This is a genomic window from Sphingopyxis sp. PET50, from assembly GCF_025244705.1.
Taxonomy (GTDB): domain Bacteria; phylum Pseudomonadota; class Alphaproteobacteria; order Sphingomonadales; family Sphingomonadaceae; genus Sphingopyxis.
In genome coordinates, this window is sequence record NZ_CP104207.1 from 3216377 (window position 1) to 3234073 (window position 17697).

General features: G+C 67.7%; 14 protein-coding genes and 2 pseudogenes. 12 read left to right on the forward strand and 4 right to left on the reverse strand.

What is annotated here, in order from left to right; genetic code table 11:
• Positions 1–134 precede the first annotated feature (134 nt).
• On the forward strand, positions 135–461 hold the full coding sequence (locus N0A20_RS17030; RefSeq protein WP_260581537.1) for a nitroreductase family protein: 327 nt from the start codon (positions 135–137) through the stop codon (positions 459–461).
• A gap of 16 nt (positions 462–477) precedes the next feature.
• Positions 478–1020 (forward strand): hypothetical protein, encoded by a 543-nt coding sequence (locus tag N0A20_RS17035; protein ID WP_260581538.1) that lies wholly within the window; start codon positions 478–480, stop codon positions 1018–1020.
• Positions 1021–1201: 181 nt separating this feature from the next.
• Here N0A20_RS17035 and N0A20_RS17040 read toward each other — a convergent pair whose 3' ends face one another.
• Positions 1202–1408, reverse strand: a complete 207-nt coding sequence (locus tag N0A20_RS17040) for a hypothetical protein (RefSeq protein WP_260581539.1) — start codon at positions 1406–1408, stop codon at positions 1202–1204.
• Between the two features lie 335 nt (positions 1409–1743).
• On the opposite strand from N0A20_RS17040, the pseudogene gyrB reads away from it, so the two are divergent.
• Together gyrB and N0A20_RS17050 are read left to right on the forward strand one after the other, a co-directional pair.
• Positions 1744–4327: pseudogene (gene gyrB / locus N0A20_RS17045) on the forward strand (DNA topoisomerase (ATP-hydrolyzing) subunit B).
• A gap of 149 nt (positions 4328–4476) precedes the next feature.
• A complete protein-coding gene (locus N0A20_RS17050) occupies positions 4477–4818 on the forward strand; it encodes a septal ring lytic transglycosylase RlpA family protein (RefSeq protein ID WP_260581540.1) in 342 nt (113 codons plus the stop codon).
• A gap of 14 nt (positions 4819–4832) precedes the next feature.
• Here N0A20_RS17050 and N0A20_RS17055 read toward each other — a convergent pair whose 3' ends face one another.
• The 3 genes and pseudogenes from N0A20_RS17055 to N0A20_RS17065 all read right to left on the reverse strand — a co-directional run bounded on the left by N0A20_RS17055 (position 4833) and on the right by N0A20_RS17065 (position 8278).
• Positions 4833–6137: a hypothetical protein gene (locus tag N0A20_RS17055; protein ID WP_260581541.1), complete on the reverse strand. Its 1305-nt coding sequence runs from the start codon at positions 6135–6137 to the stop codon at positions 4833–4835.
• Positions 6094–7260 (reverse strand): hypothetical protein, encoded by a 1167-nt coding sequence (locus N0A20_RS17060; protein ID WP_260581542.1) that lies wholly within the window; start codon positions 7258–7260, stop codon positions 6094–6096. Before N0A20_RS17060 ends, N0A20_RS17055 begins: the two co-directional genes overlap by 44 nt.
• An 87-nt stretch (positions 7261–7347) precedes the next feature.
• Positions 7348–8278, reverse strand: a pseudogene (locus N0A20_RS17065) (glutaminase).
• 99 nt (positions 8279–8377) lie between these two features.
• Here N0A20_RS17065 and N0A20_RS17070 point away from each other — a divergent pair.
• The 8 genes from N0A20_RS17070 (at position 8378) to N0A20_RS17105 (ending at position 17524) form a co-directional block, all read left to right on the forward strand.
• Positions 8378–8851, forward strand: coding sequence for a VOC family protein (locus N0A20_RS17070; RefSeq protein WP_260581543.1), 474 nt, complete (start codon positions 8378–8380; stop codon positions 8849–8851).
• Positions 8848–9132 carry an ArsR/SmtB family transcription factor gene (locus N0A20_RS17075; protein WP_260581544.1) on the forward strand — a complete coding sequence of 95 codons (285 nt, stop codon included), beginning with the start codon at positions 8848–8850 and terminating at the stop codon, positions 9130–9132. The genes N0A20_RS17070 and N0A20_RS17075 overlap by 4 nt, the downstream gene beginning before the upstream one ends.
• A 67-nt stretch (positions 9133–9199) precedes the next feature.
• Positions 9200–9667 (forward strand): SRPBCC domain-containing protein, encoded by a 468-nt coding sequence (locus N0A20_RS17080; RefSeq protein WP_260581545.1) that lies wholly within the window; start codon positions 9200–9202, stop codon positions 9665–9667.
• Between the two features lie 375 nt (positions 9668–10042).
• Positions 10043–12451 carry a ligase-associated DNA damage response DEXH box helicase gene (locus tag N0A20_RS17085; protein WP_260581546.1) on the forward strand — a complete coding sequence of 803 codons (2409 nt, stop codon included), beginning with the start codon at positions 10043–10045 and terminating at the stop codon, positions 12449–12451.
• Between the two features lie 282 nt (positions 12452–12733).
• Positions 12734–12886 carry a hypothetical protein gene (locus tag N0A20_RS17090; protein WP_260581547.1) on the forward strand — a complete coding sequence of 51 codons (153 nt, stop codon included), beginning with the start codon at positions 12734–12736 and terminating at the stop codon, positions 12884–12886.
• Positions 12887–12939: 53 nt separating this feature from the next.
• Entirely contained in the window at positions 12940–13782 is an 843-nt protein-coding gene (locus tag N0A20_RS17095) for a retroviral-like aspartic protease family protein (RefSeq protein ID WP_260581548.1), read from the forward strand.
• Positions 13783–13850: 68 nt separating this feature from the next.
• On the forward strand, positions 13851–14585 hold the full coding sequence (pdeM, locus tag N0A20_RS17100; protein ID WP_260581549.1) for a ligase-associated DNA damage response endonuclease PdeM: 735 nt from the start codon (positions 13851–13853) through the stop codon (positions 14583–14585).
• Positions 14586–14716: 131 nt separating this feature from the next.
• The gene (locus tag N0A20_RS17105) at positions 14717–17524 is read left to right on the forward strand and encodes a TonB-dependent receptor (RefSeq protein ID WP_260581550.1); all 2808 of its coding nucleotides are present in this window, start codon (positions 14717–14719) and stop codon (positions 17522–17524) included.
• Positions 17525–17697: the final 173 nt, after the last annotated feature.

The window sequence follows — 17697 nt, forward strand, 5'->3', positions numbered from 1 at the left end:
TCAACCCGAATATGACATCTATCCCAAGGGGCTGACCGACCCGTGGGAAACGCGGCGTTTCGGGGTCGGCGAGGGTCTCTACGCCGCGCTCGGCATCCCGCGCGAGGACAAAAGGGGCCTAGCTCGCCCAGTTCATGAACAATTATACCGGTTTCGGCGCGCCGGTGATGCTGTTCCTCCATTGCTCGCGGATCATGGGGCCGCCGCAATGGTCCGACATGGGCATGTGGCTGCAATCGGTGATGCTGCTGCTCGTCGAACATGGCCTCGCCAGCTGTCCGCAGGAATGCTGGGCGATGTACGGCGAGACGATCCGCCAGGCGCTCGGCCTCGGCGACGACCAGATCCTCTTCACCGGCCTCGCCATCGGCTATGCCGACGAGGATGCGGCGGTGAACCAATGGCCGGTGCCGCGCGTTGGCATCGACGAAGCGGTCGATTTCCGGGGATTTGCGCCATGAGCAGAAAGCGTGCCTGGTGGCGTTACAGCACCGCCCTGCCGATAACGCTGGCGGTGGCGAGCTGCGCCGCGGTGCCGACACCGGCGCCCATGCCGGCGCCCGCTCCGGTTGCCGCAGTTCCGGCGCCTGCGCCGCTGCCGCCGCCGGCATGCCGGCAAAGCCGTGGGACGAGCGCCGGCTCGACGCCGGCGAATGGCGCTATGACGCGGGATCGCGCACCGCGACCTTCGCGCAGGCGGGCGTCGCGGCGCCGCTGCTGACGATGGCGTGCAGCGGCGGCTCGATCGAAATGACGGCGGGGCTCGGCGCGGGGGCCGAAGCGTTCGACGTCGATCTCAAGACCAGCGCCGGAAGCGACCGGCTGCGCCTGACGGGCGGACGCGTCGCGCTCGGCAGCCGCGACGTACGCCTCGACCGCATCGCCTTCAGCCGCGGACGTTTTGCCCTGGAAGCAAGCAACGGCAGCTCCCTGACCTTGCCCGTCCAGTCCGAAATCGGCCGAGCTGATCGAGGATTGCCGGGGGTAGGACGCCATCCCCGCCAGAACATCGAGCGTTAAGTCCGCATCACACCATCGACCCGTTCGTGCTGCGCTTGTCGAAGCACCGTTCTTCTTCTTCTTCTGCCGTGGAAAGTGAAGAACAGCCCTTCGACACGCTCAGGGCAAACGGACGAGAATGATGCACGCCGAATGCACGGAGCTCTACGAGGTGACGGCCGCGAAGGCGGGGCGCAACGGGTCAGCCCGCCAACTCGACCGTCCCGCCCTTGATCCAGCCCCAGCGGCACGGCCCCTGATATTCGCGCGCGGTGCGCACCGGTCGGCCGATGCCGCACAGCGAGGCATCGCCCCCCGGCGCGGGGAAGATGACGCCGAACCAGGCGTCGTCGTCGCTCGCTTCGCACAGCGACACCGGGGCACCGCCCGCGAGCTTCGCCTTGATCACGCGTGTTTCGCCCGGCGCCCAATAGACGTCGGTACCGCCCGCCTTGACCCGCGAGCTGCTGACGCAGGCGGGCAGCTGCGGCCCTTCGGTGCCGATCCGTACCGGGCGCGACGCGAGCGGTTCGTGCGGCGACGGCCGGTGCGTTGTCGGGCGGCGGCGCGGGCTGCGAGCAGGCGGCGAGCGACGGGGCGATTGCCAGAGTAAGCGCGGCGGCGAGACATGGTTTCATGCCGCGAAACTAGCCGTCGCGGCGCGGGTGTGCAACGCCGCATCGGAAAGCGGCAAGAGCGGCATTTTCGCTTGGGTTTTGCGGGGGCCGACCCTATATAATCGTTATGACGGAACCCAGTGAAAATGGTGCGCCGAGCGCACCCGCCAACCAGCCCAATGCCAACGCCTATGGCGCCGATTCGATCAAGGTCCTGAAGGGCCTCGACGCGGTGCGCAAGCGGCCGGGCATGTATATCGGCGACACCGACGACGGGTCGGGGCTGCACCACATGGTGTTCGAGGTTTCGGACAATGCGATCGACGAAGCGCTCGCGGGCCACTGCGACCTCGTGCTGATCACGCTCAACAGCGACGGGTCGGTCAGCGTCGAGGACAATGGCCGCGGCATCCCCACCGGCATCCATGCCGAGGAGGGCATTTCGGCGGCCGAGGTCATCATGACCCAGCTCCATGCCGGCGGGAAGTTCGAGAATACGAGCGACGACAATGCCTACAAGGTGTCGGGCGGCCTGCACGGCGTCGGCGTCTCGGTGGTCAACGCGCTGTCGGAATGGCTGGAGCTCACCATCTGGCGCGATGGCGAGGAACATTGGATGCGCTTCGAACATGGCGATTCGGTCGCGCCGCTGAAGGTCACCGGCCCGGCCCCCCAGAATCCCGATGGAACCGGCAAGAAGGGCACGCGCGTCACCTTCTTCGCGTCGACCGAAACTTTCAAGAATGTCACCGAATTCGATTTCGAAAAGCTCGAGCACCGCTATCGCGAGCTCGCCTTCCTCAATTCGGGCGTGCGGATCAAGCTGGTCGACGCGCGTCACGCCGAGCATGTCAGCCACGACCTTTTCTACGAAGGCGGGATCGCGGCCTTCGTCAAATATCTCGACCGCAACAAGACCCCGCTGCTGCCCGATCCGATCGCGATCAGCAGCGAGCGCGACGGCATCGGCATCGACGTCGCGCTCGAATGGAACGACAGCTATTATGAAAATGTCCTGTGCTTCACGAACAACATCCCGCAGCGCGACGGCGGCACGCACCTCGCGGCGTTCCGCGCCGCGCTGACGCGCACGCTCAACGGCTATGGCGACAAGTCGGGCATCCTCAAAAAGGAAAAGGTCTCGCTGACCGGCGAGGATATGCGCGAAGGGCTGACCGCGATCGTGTCGGTCAAGCTGCCCGATCCCAAATTCTCGTCACAGACCAAGGACAAGCTGGTCTCTTCGGAGGTGCGCCAGCCGCTCGAAAGCCTGATGGCCGACCGGATGACCGAATGGCTGGAGGAAAATCCCGCCTATGCCAAGGCGGTGATCCAGAAGGTGATCGACGCCGCCGCGGCGCGCGAGGCCGCGAAGAAGGCGCGCGAGCTGACGCGGCGCAAGGGCGCGATGGACATCGCGAGCCTGCCCGGCAAGCTCGCCGACTGCCAGGAACGCGACCCCAGCAAGTGCGAACTCTTCCTGGTCGAGGGCGACTCGGCGGGCGGCTCGGCGAAGCAGGGCCGCGACCGGCACGTGCAGGCGATCCTGCCGCTGAAGGGCAAGATATTGAACGTCGAGCGCGCGCGGTTCGACCGTATCATCTCCTCCAAGGAGGTCGGCACGCTGATCCAGGCGCTCGGCACCGGCATCCGCGACGAGTTCAACCTCGAAAAGCTGCGCTATCACAAGATCGTGATCATGACCGACGCCGACGTCGACGGCGCGCATATCCGCACGCTGTTGCTCACCTTCTTCTATCGCCAGATGCCCGAGATCATCGAGGCAGGGCACCTCTACATCGCCCAGCCGCCGCTCTACAAGGTCGCGAAGGGGCGCAGCGAAGTCTATGTGAAGGACGACGGCGCGCTCGAAAATTATCTCGTCGACGGCGGGATCGACGCGCTGATGCTGGAAACCAGCGGCGGCGCGCGGTCGGGTGCCGACCTGCGCAGCCTGATCGAGCATGGCCGCCGCCTGCGCGCGCTGATGCGCTATGTACCGCGCGGCCATAATTACGAGCTGGTCGAGGCGCTGGCGCTGAACGGCGCGCTGGACCCGGACCTCGACGGCGCGGGCCGGACCGCCGCGGGCGTGCGCGCCGCCGCGTGGCTCAACGCCGCCGAGCGGGCGCTGAGCGGCGGCAGCGACGCGGTCTGGACGATCGTGACGGTCGACGGCGGCTATACGCTCGAACGCCGCTGGCGCGGGGTGAGCGACCATCATGCGATCGACGCTGCTTTCCTGGCCAGCCAGGAGGCGCGCCGACTGCACAAGCTGGCGGCCGAGCAGGCCGAAACCTATGCGCATCCGAGCCGGCTGGTGAAGGGCAGCAGCGCCGCGGCGCAGGCCGCCGAAGCGGCAGCGCTCGCCGCCGCCGAAAGCGACGAGGAAACAGCCGACGGCGACCTGCCCGCCGCGCGGCAGCGGCAAGGCCACGCCGATCACCCGGCCGTCCGAACTGCTCGAGGCGATCTTCGCGCACAGCCGCAAGGGGCTGTCGATCAGCCGCTACAAGGGGTTGGGCGAGATGAATGCCGAGCAATTGTGGGAAACCACGCTCGATCCCGCCAACCGTTCGCTGCTGCGCGTCGAGGCCGAACAGGCCGATATCGCGCACGAAATCTTCGAACGGCTGATGGGTGACGAGGTCGAACCGCGGCGCGATTTCATCCAGACCAACGCGCTGTCGGTGGCGAATCTGGACGTCTGACCGCAGATTTGGTTCGGCTCGACGCGCGGCGGCTTGCCTTGGCTAAGCCGCCGCTGCTCTTGGCGCGTCCACCAAAAGGGGATGTGCCATGCGGGCTTTCACAGCCATGCTGATGCCGCTTGTGCTGACGGTTTCGGCCGCCGCGCAGGATGCTGAAATCGCCGGTGAGCCTAGCCGCCGACATCGACAGCGAAACCGAAATCGGCGGCGGAATGGCAAGCTATTACGGCAACGAACTCGCCGGCAACCGCACCGCGAGCGGCGAACGGTTCGACCCGCGGGCGATGACCGCGGCCCACCGCACCCTGCCCTTCGGCAGCCTGGTGCGCGTCACCAATGTGTCGAACGGCGACAGCGTCGTCGTACGGGTCAACGACCGCGGGCCGTTCGGGCGTGGGCGGGTGATCGACATCAGCCACGCCGCGGCAAAGGAAATCGGCATGCACCGCAGCGGGACGGCGCGGGTCAGGCTGGCGCTGCTCAACGACTGAAAATCCGCGCCCGCTCAGGTGATCCAGCTGCTGATCGTGTCGAATTTCCAGCGATTGTCTTCGAAGCGCAGCCGAAAGGTACCGCCGGTCCATCCCGCCGACCAGATCGCATAGCCCCGGTCGCGCGCGCGGTTGAAGACGATCGCGGGCATTTCGACGGCCCGGAAATCGGGGCTCTTGCGCGCCAGCGCCGCCATGTGCCGCTGCGAATAGACGATGATCGGACGGTCGCTGCTGAGGCAGGCGAAATCGGCGGGGTTGCCGAGCAGGAAGACCGCGCGCGGCGGCCCCATCGCCGCGTCGCCCCATTGGCCGATCCGCGCGTCAAGGTTGGCCTCGGCCATATCGAGCGGTTCGACGATCGGTGTCGCCTTGATCTCGAACAACTGGTCGAGCAGCGCGATCCGCGCCCCCTGTTCGTTCGATAGCGGCCCGCAGGCGGCCGTCGGCTGCGACCCGACGAGCATGGGCGCGTCCTCGCCGGCCGTATCGAGCAGCAGATGGCGTTCGGCGATATCGCTGAAACCGTCGCCGTCGCTGTCGCGTTCGAGGTCGGCGACCGGGATTGCGAGATAGAGGTCGGACTGCTTCCGGCGCGTCGCCAGCGCGACCGGCGGATAAGTGATTGATGCGGTGTCGAGCAGCGCGACCTCGACCTCCACATTGATCACCCCGTCGGCGCCGAGCAGGGGCATGCGCGCCTCCGCCGGCACGACATAAGGAAAGCGGTCGGCGAGGCCCGTGTAAAGCGGCGGCTGCCAATGCTTGCCGCCGTCGCCGGACAGGTGAATCCAATAGCCCCCGGCCGACACCTCCCCCGAAGGATCGAAATTCTGCGACAGGCTGACCGCGACGGCGCGGCTGCCCGCGCGTTCGAAGCGGACGGGCAGGAAGTCGGGCGGCAAGGCCGCGGCGTCCTTGGGCCAGGTCGAGGGCTTTGCGGCCGCCTTGCGCCACATATCCGGGAGGGCGAGCACGGCGAAAGCGGTTTCGTCGGGGTCGACGCTCTTGCGACCGGCGCGCAGGTCGCGCTCTCCCCCGCGGGCCTTCGCATCGCTGGCCGCGGCGTCGAGCGCCGCAACGCTCCGTTCACGCGCCGCGGCGAAGCCGGGAATATCGAGCGCAAGCAGCGCCGCCGTCTGCCGCTGTTTCCTGCCCGCGTCATAGGCGTCGGGATCGGTGACGGCGGCATAGGCCACCGACTGCCACAAATCCGCGCAAATTCCCGCGAAATGCTCGGCATCGAATATCCGGCAGCCCAGTTCGGCAAAGCCGTCATCGGCATCGCTGATTCTGCGTCGCGAAGCCGGTTTCGGCAAGCAGATAGGGATCGTCGCCCGGATGATGGAGGAAATGGTCGAGCATCGCATAGCTCAGCCATTCATTGTCCGACCCGCGACCGTTGCCGCAATCGCGTTCGTCATCCTTCGGATCGGCGGGCGTGGAAAGGCATTGCAGCATCCGGGCGGCGGCGGCCGCGCCGCCCGTCTCGGCGATCAGGGCCTCGGCTTCGGCGCGGCGACCCGAAACGGCGTAGCCCGCGGCGATGCCCAGCAGGATGCCGCGCATTCGGTCCTGCTTTTCGAGATCGACCGGCAGGCCGTCGATCACGGTCGAAACCGGTCCCATCTCGCCCTTTCGCAGCAAGGCCCGAAGCGTCGCCGGCTGTCCGTCGAAAAGCGCAATCGCCGCATCGCTCTGGCCGGTTTCGAGCAGCAAGGCGATACGGCGCAGGACCAGATGCGCCAGCAGCGCATCGCGGTCGGCCGCCGGGACGTTCGCCAGCGCATCGGGACCCGTGAGCCAGGCATAGAGCGCCTGCGCGTCTGCAGGGGCGAGCGAGCCATAGTCGGCGGCGCGGATCAGCGGGGCGGCGAGCGGCGCTTCTCCGGCGGCGGCGGCGCGCAGGAAATTCTCGCCGCAAGTGGCGCTGTTCGCGATCAGCCAGGCGTCGCCCACCCGGTCGCGCGCGCCGGCCATCAGCGCGTCGAAGTCGGCCGCGCTGCATTCATCGAAGCTGTCATCGAAGTCTTCGAAGCTCATCGCGGCCGCCTGCAGCACGAGCGGGGACCGGCCGCTGCCGGCGACCAACGCCAGGAAGCGCCGCCGGATGCCGTCGCGCAGTGCCGCTCGCTTGGCGGTATCGCGCCCAAAGGCGAAGCCGGCCGCGTCGGCTTCGACCCAGAGCCGGACGAGTTCGGCCATGTGCGGAACCGAAAGACCATATTGGGGCGCCAGCGCCGCAATCGCCGCCTCGCGATTCTTGCCCGACAGCGCCTTGTGGACATCGGCCTCCCAGCCTTTGAACGGCTGGGAATCATAGGACATATAGCTCGTCCCGCCGTCGAGGAAGGCTTCGACCTGCTTGTCCGAAAGACCGGTGCCGGGCGCCGCGCCCCACAGCAAAGGCATCGCCGCGACCATCAGCCAGTATTTTTTCATCGCATCCCCCAAGCCCGGCCTCGGCTACGCCGCTCTCATGCAGCGGTGATACATTGTTACATTACCGGCGCAAGAGGATAGCGTCGATCAGTCGAACACCGACCAGCCCGCGGCATAGGCGAAATGTTCGAGCGCGATCGCGCCGACGAGCGAGGTGCCCGCTTCGTTGAGGCCCGGCGACCAGACCGCGATCGAGCCCTGCCCCGGCGCGATGCAGAGGATGCCGCCGCCGACGCCGCTCTTGCCCGGCAGGCCGACGCGAAAGGCGAATTCGCCGCTGTTGTCGTAATGGCCGCAGAGCATCATGATCGCGTTGATGCGCCGCGCCCGGTGCGGTTCGATCAGCTGTTCGCCGGTCAGCGGGTCGCGGCCCTCCATGGCGAGGAACAGCCCGGCCTTCGCGAGCTGGTTGCAGCTCATCGCGATGGCGCACTGGCGGAAATAGACGCCGAGCGTCGTTTCGACGGGCTCGCGCAGATTGCCGAAGGCGTCCATGAAATGGGTCAGGCTGCGGTTGCGGGCGCCGGTTTCGGATTCGGAGAAGGCGACGTCGAGGTCGATCCCGACCGCCTCGTCGCCGGCGCGGGCACGCATGAAGGCGAGGATTTCCTCGACCGTCGCATCGAGGTCGCGGCCGTCGATCAGCCGGTCGGTGGTCGCGATGGCGCTCGGCGTTGATGAAGGGGTTGCGCGGCACCCCCTGCTCGTTTTCGAGCTGGACGATCGAGTTGAAGGCGCTGCCCGACGGTTCGCGGCCGACGCTGTCCCAGAGCGAGCTGCCGACGCGGCGGAGCGCGAGGGCGAGCGTGAAGACCTTCGACACCGACTGGATCGAGAAGGCCTCCTCCGCGTCGCCGGCGGTGTGGACGGTGCCGTCGGGAAGCGCGAGCGCCATGCCGAAGCGCATCGGATCGACCTTCGCCAGCGCCGGGATATAGTCGGCGACCTTGCCCTGGCCGCGGTGCGGCAGGGCGACGTCATAGGCCTCGGCGAGGCAGCGGGCGAGGTCGGCGGTCATGACTTTTCCTAGCAACTTTACTCGCGATTGCATGTATTTTCATTTTCCTGAAAATATTCTATGAAATGGAAATCATCTGCACGACTCGGGAGACAGGTCATGGTCGATCATCCGCGCGGCAAGGGGCTTTCGAGCGCCGTCAGCTATCGCGACAGCAAGGCGGCGTTCCGCTGGCTGGAGGAGGCGTTCGGGTTCGAGCCCTTGTTCGTCCTGCTCGATGCCGACGGCAATCTGGCGCACAGCGAAATGGGATATGGCAATTCCACGGTGATGGTCGGCAATGAATGGTCCGACGATCACAGGAGCCCGCAATCGGTCGGCGGCAAGAACACGCAATCGGTGCATGTCCAGCTCGCGGTCGGCGAGGATATCGACGCGCATTGCGCGGTCGCGCGCGCGGCGGGGGCCGAGATCATCCAGGAACCCGAAACGCAATTCTACGGCGACCGCAGCTACCGCGCCAGGGATCCCGAGGGACATATCTGGACCTTCGGCGTGACGGTCGAGGAAAAGACCGCCGAAGAGTGGGACGCCGAAGGCGGCTTCACGACCAAGACGCGGCTCGACGATTGAGCGCGGGGGTCGACCGCATCTTCGCCGCGCTCGCCGACCCGAAGCGGCGGCGCGCCGTCGAGCTGCTCGGGCAGCGCCCGCACAGCGCGGGCGAGCTGGCGCGCGCGCTCGGCCTCGCGCCGCCGGCAATGAGCCGCCATCTGCGCGCGCTGAAGGAGGGCGGGCTGATCGAGGACAGTTTCCTGTCCTTCGACGCGCGCGTCCGCATCTATTGCCTGAAGGACGGCGCGACCGCCGAGCTCCGCCGGTGGCTGGCCGACACCGAAGCCTTGTGGGCCTAGCCAGCTCGCGGCGTTCAAGGCCTATGCCGAGCGCCGCGAATGAGCGCCGCCCGATGAACGCCCCCCAATGACCGCCGCCGTGATCGTCGCGCTGCGCGTCGCGGTGCCGCCCGCACGGGCGTTCGAGGTTTTCACGCGCGAGATCGGGCTGTGGTGGCAAAGCCATCCGCTGTTCGAACTGTCGCGCGGCGGCGACGGCGTGCCGAGCTTCGACCCCGAGGGGCCGGACGGGCGGCTGGTGACGCGCTTCGCCGACGGCAAGGAGTGGGAGATCGGGCGCGTGCGGTGCTGGCTGCCGGGCGAGCGGCTGGCGTTCGGATGGCGGCTGCCGAGTTTCCGGGCGGACCAGGCGACCGAGGTCGAGGTGCGCTTCGAGGCGGTCGGCGCCGAAACGCGGGTGACCGTCGAGCACCGCGGCTGGGATACGATCCCGCAGCAACATGTCGCGCGGCACGGGTTCGCGCTGATGCTGTTCCAGCGGCGGCTGGGCGAGCATTGGCGGGGGTTGCTGGGGGCGATGGCGGCGCGGGTTTAGCGAAGCGCGGTTTTGGGGGTGGGAGGCGGACGTTTGGCGACGCGCTCAGCAAGCGTTGTTCGAGGCTGATGGGGCGGATATTTTGTTTCGCACAAAGGCACAAAGGCACGAAGAAGCCGTTCGCGGCCGAAAGGCCGCCTTCTCATCGACGTCAATCCTTAGACGAGGTTGAAGAGGTAAAGCCGCTTCGCGGCAAGCACGACATCTTCGTGCCTTTGTGCCTTTGTGCGAAATCAATCTCACTCACGTCGGCGCACTACGCCTTCGGTGCCGCCGATAAGCCTGCGTCCGCTCCCGCCCGGAACCCGCCCCCGCACCGGTTCGCGATTTTGGGAAAGCCTTGCCCCCCGCATCGCCGCGGGCCACATCTGCCCCGTGCCCCTCCCGCAGATCTTCACCGACTGGTTCGCCGCGCGCGGGTGGCGGGTGCGGCGGCATCAGGCGGAGATGCTGGCGGCGGCGGCGCGCGGCGAACATGCGCTGCTCGTCGCGGCGACGGGGGCGGGCAAGACGCTGGCGGGGTTCCTGCCGACGCTCGTCGATCTCGCCGCGCATCCGTCGGACCGGCTGCACACGCTGTACGTCTCGCCGCTGAAGGCGCTCGCCGCCGACGTCGAACGCAATCTGCTGGGGCCGATCGGAGACATGGGCCTCGCCATCAGCGTCGAAAGCCGCAGCGGCGATACATCGTCGGACAGGAAGGCGCGGCAGCGCAGTCGACCGCCGAACATCCTGCTCACCACCCCCGAATCGCTGTCGCTCCTGCTCTCCTATCCCGACAGTTTCGCGATGTTCGCCGACTTGCAGACGGTGGTGATCGACGAGATCCACGCCTTCGCGCCGGGCAAGCGCGGCGACCTGCTGAGCCTCGCGCTCGCGCGGCTCCAGCAAATCGCGCCCGCGATGCGCCGCGTCGGGCTGTCGGCGACGATCGCCGATCCCGGGCAATATGCCGAATGGCTGGCGCCCGATGCGGCGGGCGGCGCGGTGACCCTGGTCGCGGGCGAGGCGGGGGCCGATCCCGACATTTCGATCCTGCTGCCCGAGGGCGCGGTGCCCTGGTCGGGGCATTCGGGGCGCTATGCGGTGCATCAGGTGATGGCGGAGGTCGCGAAGAACCGCACCACGATCATCTTCTGCAACACGCGCGGGCTCGCCGAGCTGATCTTTCAGGAATTGTGGAAGGTCAACGACCTGTCGCTGCCGATCGCGATCCACCACGGCAGCCTCGACCGCGAGGCGCGGCAGCGCGCCGAGACGGCGATGGCCGAAGGGCGGCTGCGCGCGCTGGTCGCGACCTCCAGCCTCGACCTCGGGCTCGACTGGGGCGATGTCGACTGCGTGATCCAGATGGGCGCGCCCAAGGGGTCGTCGCGGCTGCTCCAGCGGATCGGGCGCGCCAACCACCGGCTCGACGAGCCGAGCCGGGCGCTGATCGTGCCGGGCAACCGCTTCGAATATCTGGAAGCGCAGGCGGCGCTCGATGCGGTCGCGGCGGGCGAGCGCGACGCCGACCGCTTCCGCCCCGGCGCGCTCGACGTGCTGGCGCAGCATGTGATGGCGCTCGCCTGCGCCGCGCCGTTCGACGAGGCGGAGTTGCTCGCCGAAATCCGGTCGGCGGCGCCGTACCGCTGGGTCGATGAGGTGACCTTTTCGCGCCTGCTCGGTTTCGTGCGCGACGGCGGCTACGCGCTCAAAAGCTATGACCGCTTCCGCCGCCTCGCCCCCGACGGGCAAGGACGCTGGCGCATCGCGCATCCGCGGCTGGCGGCGCAGCACCGGCTGAACGCCGGGATCATCGTCGACGCGCCGACGCTCGACGTGCGGTTCCGGAACGGCCGCCGCCTCGGCAGCGTCGAGGAATATTTCGCGAGCACGCTGACCCCGGGCGACACCTTCGCCTTCGCCGGGCTCAGCCTCGAGGTCGAGGCGATCCGCGACACCGACCTTTATGTGCGCGCGACGACGCGGCCCGCGCGCATCCCCTCCTATCTCGGCGCGCGCATGGCGCTGACGACGCGGCTCGCCGACCGGGTGCGCGGCTTCCTCGCCGATCCGGCAAGCTGGGCGCGCTTTCCCGGCGACGTGCGCTTCTGGCTGGAGATGCAGCAATGGCGCTCGGTGCTGCCGCGCCCCGGCGAATTGCTCGTCGAGACCTTCCCGCACGACGGGCATCATTATCTGGTCGTCTATCCGTTCGACGGCTGGAATGCGCACCAGTCGCTGGGGATGCTCGTCAGCAAGCGGATGGAGCGCGCCGGGCTGCAGCCTTTGGGCTTCGTCGCGTCGGACTATGCGCTGGCGATCTGGTCGCTGCGTCCGGTGACCGACCCCGCCGCGCTGTTCGATGCCGCGATCCTCGAGGGCGAGTTCGTCGAATGGGTCGAAGGCTCGCACCTGCTGAAACGCGCCTTCCGCGAGGTCGCGGTGATCGGCGGGCTGATCGAGCGCCAGCATCCGGGCAAGCGCAAGACGGGCAAGCAGGTGACCTTTTCGACCGACCTGATCTTCGACGTGCTGCGCAAGTACGAGCCCGACCATCTGCTGCTCGAAGCGGCCTGGGCCGATGCGCGCGAGCGGCTGACCGATGTCGCGCGGCTCGGCGACCTGCTCGACCGCGCGGCGGGGACGATGCTGCACAAGGACCTCGAACGGATCAGCCCGCTCGCGGTGCCGGTGCTGGTGCTGATCGGACGCGAGAATGTCGCGGCGGCGGACATCGACGATGCGCTGCTGGGCGAACTCGCCGACGAACTGGCGGCGGCGGCGATGGGGGAGGGATAGCGGGCGGACATAGGCGATCCTCCCCCAAAGGGGGAGGGGGACTACCCGAAGGGTGGTGGAGGGGCACGGGAGGCTTATGCAGCGCTGGACGGAAAGCGCTTCCATCGCTCGGCAACGGAGCCATGGTTCGCCACCTCACCGGCGAGGCAAACCGCCTGTACCCCTCCACCAGCTTCGCTGGTCCCCCTCCCCGTGCCGGGGAGGATCGGCAACCTCCGCACGCCGCTTGCCGCCTCCCCGCGACAGGCGTAGACTGCGCGTACATATAAGAGGATGCCCGCGATGACCCATGTTCTCAGGCGGCCGATGATCTGGACGGCGATGCTCGCCGCGCCGCTGCTGGCCGGTGCCAGCCAGCCGCCCGCCGCGCCGCTGCGGCGGCGGCAGGCCCGGCTGCGGCGCCCGCCGAACCCGCCGCGCCGTCCGATGTCCTGACCAGCGAGATCACCCCCTTCATCCAGCCCTTCGACCTCGACGCGACGCGGCGCATGTCGGTGCAGGTGCGCGTCGCCGGGCAGGGGCCCTTTTCCTTCCTCGTCGACACCGGCGCCGAGCGCACGATCATCGCGCGCGAACTCGCCGACCGGCTGGGGCTGGTCGAGGGCGCCAAGCTCAAGATGGCGACGATCGGCGGGTCGGCGACGGTGCCCAGCTTTCGCGTCGCCACGCTGCAGATGACCGACCTGCACATGGCCGCCTTCGACGCGCCCTCCTTTTACGGGCGGCATATCGGCGCGGCGGGGCTGATCGGGGTCGACATGCTCGAGGACCGGCGCATCCTGATCGATTTCCGCAAGGAAAGCATGCAGGTGCTCGAGACGCGCAAGCGCGCGCGGCCGATCATCCGCGACGACGACGCGATCGTCGTCACCGCGCGCAATTCGGCGGGGCGGCTGATCCTGTCCGACGCGCGGCTCGACGGCAAGCGCATCGACGTGATCGTCGACACCGGCGCGCAGACGAGCGTCGGCAATCTGGCGCTGCAGAAACTGGTCGCGGCGCGGCGCGCGAACCGCCTGCCCTTCCTCGCCACCACGCTGGGGGCGGTGACCGGCGAGGCGGTGCCGGCGACGCGCACCGCGGTGAAGCGCATCGTGATCAACGGCATGGACGTCAACGACCTGCCGGTCAGCTTCGCCGACAGCCAGGCGTTTCGCGCGCTGGGGCTGACCGAGCGGCCGGCGCTGCTGCTCGGCATGGACAGCCTGGCGCTGTTCGACCGGGTCGAGATCGATTTCCCGAACAAGCGCGTCGTCTTCGACCTGCCCGACGGGGCAAACCGCGCGACGGGACAGCGGTTCGCGGCGAATTTCGCGGGCCGGGGCGGCTAGGGCCTCCATCCGTCGCGAAATGAGAACATATACTGGACGGAATTGCAGGCTGGCGGCATAGCGGCGCCATGTCCGCCGCACCGCAGCTCGATTTCGCCGACCACCGCTTCGTTCCGCTCGTCGGCCGGGCGCTGTTCTGGCCGCGCCACGGCGCGCTGATCGTCGCCGACCTGCACCTCGAAAAGGCGAGCTGGTATGCGGCGCACGGCCAGCCCCTGCCCCCCTATGACAGCCACGATACGCTCGACCGGCTGGCGCGGCTGGCGGCCGAGACCGGCGCGCGCGCGATCTGGTGCCTGGGCGACAGTTTCCACGACCGCGCCGCCGCCGACCGGATCGCGCCCGCGATCGCCGAACGGTTGCGCCGCCAGACGGGCGCGGTGCGGCTGACCTGGATCGCGGGCAATCACGACGGACTGGCGGGCGGCGCCTGGGGCGGCGAGGTCGCCGACGAGATGGTCGTCGACGGCATCGTCTTTCGCCACCAGAGCGAAGACGGGGAAACCCGCCCCGAGATATCGGGCCATTTCCACCCCAAGCTGCGGCTGACCGTGCGCGGCCGCCCGGTGTCGCGCCCCTGCTTCGCGGGCGACGGGCGGCGGCTGATTCTGCCCGCTTTCGGCAGCCTGACCGGCGGGCTCGACGTCGGCGATGCGGCGATCGCGGCCAATTTCGCGGACGATTATCGCGCGATGCTGGTCGCCGGCATGGAAAATTGCTGTCGCTGCCCTGCCGCGGCGGGGCCGCCGATGACGTTACGGCAATGCCGCGTCGCGCCCGATAGCCCGGAAATCCGGGCGTAAACGCCTGTGGCACAAAAGCATCACCCGGCGAAAACATGAGGCAAAACCGCGCGCCCGGCTGGATCACTGCATAATTATGCGTATGAATGGGGCCCAATAAAAACAACGAAATGCTGAGAGGAGTGCCCCAAATGAAATCCCATACCCTTTGTGCCGCCCGCCTGATGCGCACCACCGCGCTGGGCGTTTCGCTGGCGATCGCCGCCAGCGCGGTTCCGGCCTATGCGCAGGACAGTGCCGACGACACCGCGACGGTCGACGACAGCGCGGACAGCGAGATCGTCGTCACCGCGCAGGGCCGCGCGCAGCGGCTGGCCGACGTGCCGGTGGCGATCTCGGCGGTGAACGCCGAAACGCTGCAGAACAGCGGCGCCAACGACATCCGCCAATTGAACCAGGTCGCGCCGTCGCTGCTCGTCTCGTCGACCGGCTCGGAAGCCAATGGCTCGGCGCGTATCCGCGGCATCGGCACCGTCGGCGACAACCCCGGCCTCGAAAGCTCGGTCCCGGTGTTCATCGACGGCGTCTATCGCTCGCGCTCGGGCATCGGCCTCAACGAGCTGGGCGAGATCGACCGCGTCGAGGTGCAGCGCGGCCCGCAGGGCACGCTCGGCGGCCGCAACTCGTCGGCGGGGCTGATCAGCATCTATTCGAAAAAGCCCGAGTTCAACTTCGGCGCCACCGCCGAGGCGACCTATGGCAATTATGATTATTTCCGCCTCGGCGGCAGCATCACCGGCCCGATCAGCGACACGATCGCGGCGCGCCTCGACGGCATCTGGGTCAAGCGCGACGGCTTCCTGCGCGACACGACGAACAACACCGACGTCAACGACCGCGACCGCTATTTCGTGCGCGGACAGTTGCTGTTCGAGCCCACCGACGCGCTGTCGATCCGGCTGATCGCCGACTATACCTTCCGCGACGAGAAATGCTGCGGCGCCATCTATATCGACAACAGCGTCAATCCCTATATCGGCAACCTCAACAATGTCGCCAACCCGCTGAGCACCGGCTCCGTTCCGCCCGCGAACGGCAACAATATCATCAACGTGCTGCGCGACCTCGGCCAGCCGCTCGCCGCCTTCAGCCAGGGCTACGGCCGCAATCTGTCGGTCAGCCCCGGGCGCAGCTATGCCGGCGAGACCAAGGATTATGGCTTCTCGGGCCAGATCGACTATGATTTCGGGGGCGCGACGCTCACCTCGATCACCGGCTATCGCGAATATCGCTCGGGCCAGGCCGACGACCTCGACTATGGCGCGGTCGATATCCTCTATCGCGGCGAGAGCGACGACGCCTATCGCCAGTTCCACACCTTCACCCAGGAGCTGCGGCTGCAGGGCGAGGCGTTCGACGGCACGCTCGACTGGCTCGTCGGCGGCTTTTACGCCAACGAAAAGCTGACGGTGCGCGACAATCTGCGCTTCGGCACCCAATATGGCCGCTTCGCCGCGTGCCGCCTGATCTCGGGCGGGGCGCTCGCCGCCCTCTATTCGCCGACCTCGCCCGGCTGCGTCGCGGCGCGTCCGGCCGCCTTTGGTGCCGCCTCGCCCGCGATCTATGCGGCGCTCGACCAGCTCGACGGCATCAGCGACAAGGGCAGCATCAACGACCGCTACCGCCAGAACGACACCAACTGGGCGCTGTTCACGCACAATATCGTGCACATCACCGACCGCCTCGACCTGACGCTGGGCGTGCGATACACCCACGACAAGAAGAAGTTCGCGGCCGATTTCACCAACGACAATCAGGCGTGCGTCAATGTCCAGAATCTGGTCGGCGGTTTCCTGACCACCCCCGCACTCGCCGCCGTATCGGGCGGCCTCGTCGGCCTCGCCTGCCAGGGCAATTCGACCGCCGAGCTGAACGGCGTGTCGATCAAGGACAGCCGCAGCGAGGATGAATGGACCGGCACGGCGATCCTGTCGTACAAGCCGATCGACGACCTGCTCGTCTATGCAAGCTTCGCGCGCGGCTACAAGGCGGGCGGTTTCAACCTCGACCGTTCGGCGCTGAAGAACCCGATTCAGGTCTTCAACGGCGCACCGACCACCACCTTTGCCGCGGTCGGCGGCGCGCAGGCGCTGGTGAGCAATCTGCAGTTCGACCCCGAACTGGTGAACAGCTACGAGCTGGGCGCGAAATATTCGACGGGTCCGTTCAGCCTGGGGCTGACCTTCTTCCGGTCGGATTTCAAGAATTTCCAGCTCAACACCTTCAACGGCAGCGTCTTCCTCGTCCAGACGGTCAATGGTTGCTCGTCCGACCTGAACGGCGCCGACCGCGATCAGAGCAAGTTCGCCACCGCGCCCAATTTCAACGCCGCGGCGGCCGCCACCGGCGCCTGTCCCGCAGGCGACGTCAGCTATGGCGTCCGGACCGAAGGCTTCGAGCTCGAAGCCTCGCTCGTTCCGGCGCGCGACTTCCGCGTCGCGGCGGGCCTGACCTATGCGAACACCAAATATCGCAGCAACCTCGTCGGCAACAGCTCGGGCGCCCCGCTCGACCAGGCGCTGCGCCTGCTGCCGGGCAACAATCTGTCGAACGCGCCCGAGCTGGTCGCGACCGGCAGCTTCACCTGGACGCCCGAGATCGGCGGCAGCGGCCTGTCGGGCCTCGTCTATGTCGATGGTCGCCTGACCAGCGACTACAACACCGGGTCCGACCTGTTCCCGCAGAAGGAACAGGATGGCTATGCGATCTTCAACGCCCGCGTCGGCCTGCGCGGCCCCGACGAGAAATGGGGTATCGAACTGTGGGCGCAGAATATCTTCAACAAGCAATATGCCCAGGTCGCCTTCAACTCGCCGTTCCAGGAAGGCGGGGTCTCCGGGGACTTCGCCGACCCGCAATATCCGGGCGGCCGCCAGATCTTCTCGATGTTCCTCGCCGAACCGCGGACCTATGGCGTGACGCTGCGCGGCAAATTCTAAGCCGCGGCAAGGGACCAGGATCGGGGCGGGGCACCATGTGCCCCGCCCCTTTTTCCTGCCCGGCAAAGTCAACCCGTCACATGTGACAGCTGTGGCGCAAAAGCCGCGCTACCCCGGAAAAACGCTACGGTATGGGCGCCTACTGGCCCTCGCCCCCAACCTCATGATAGCCT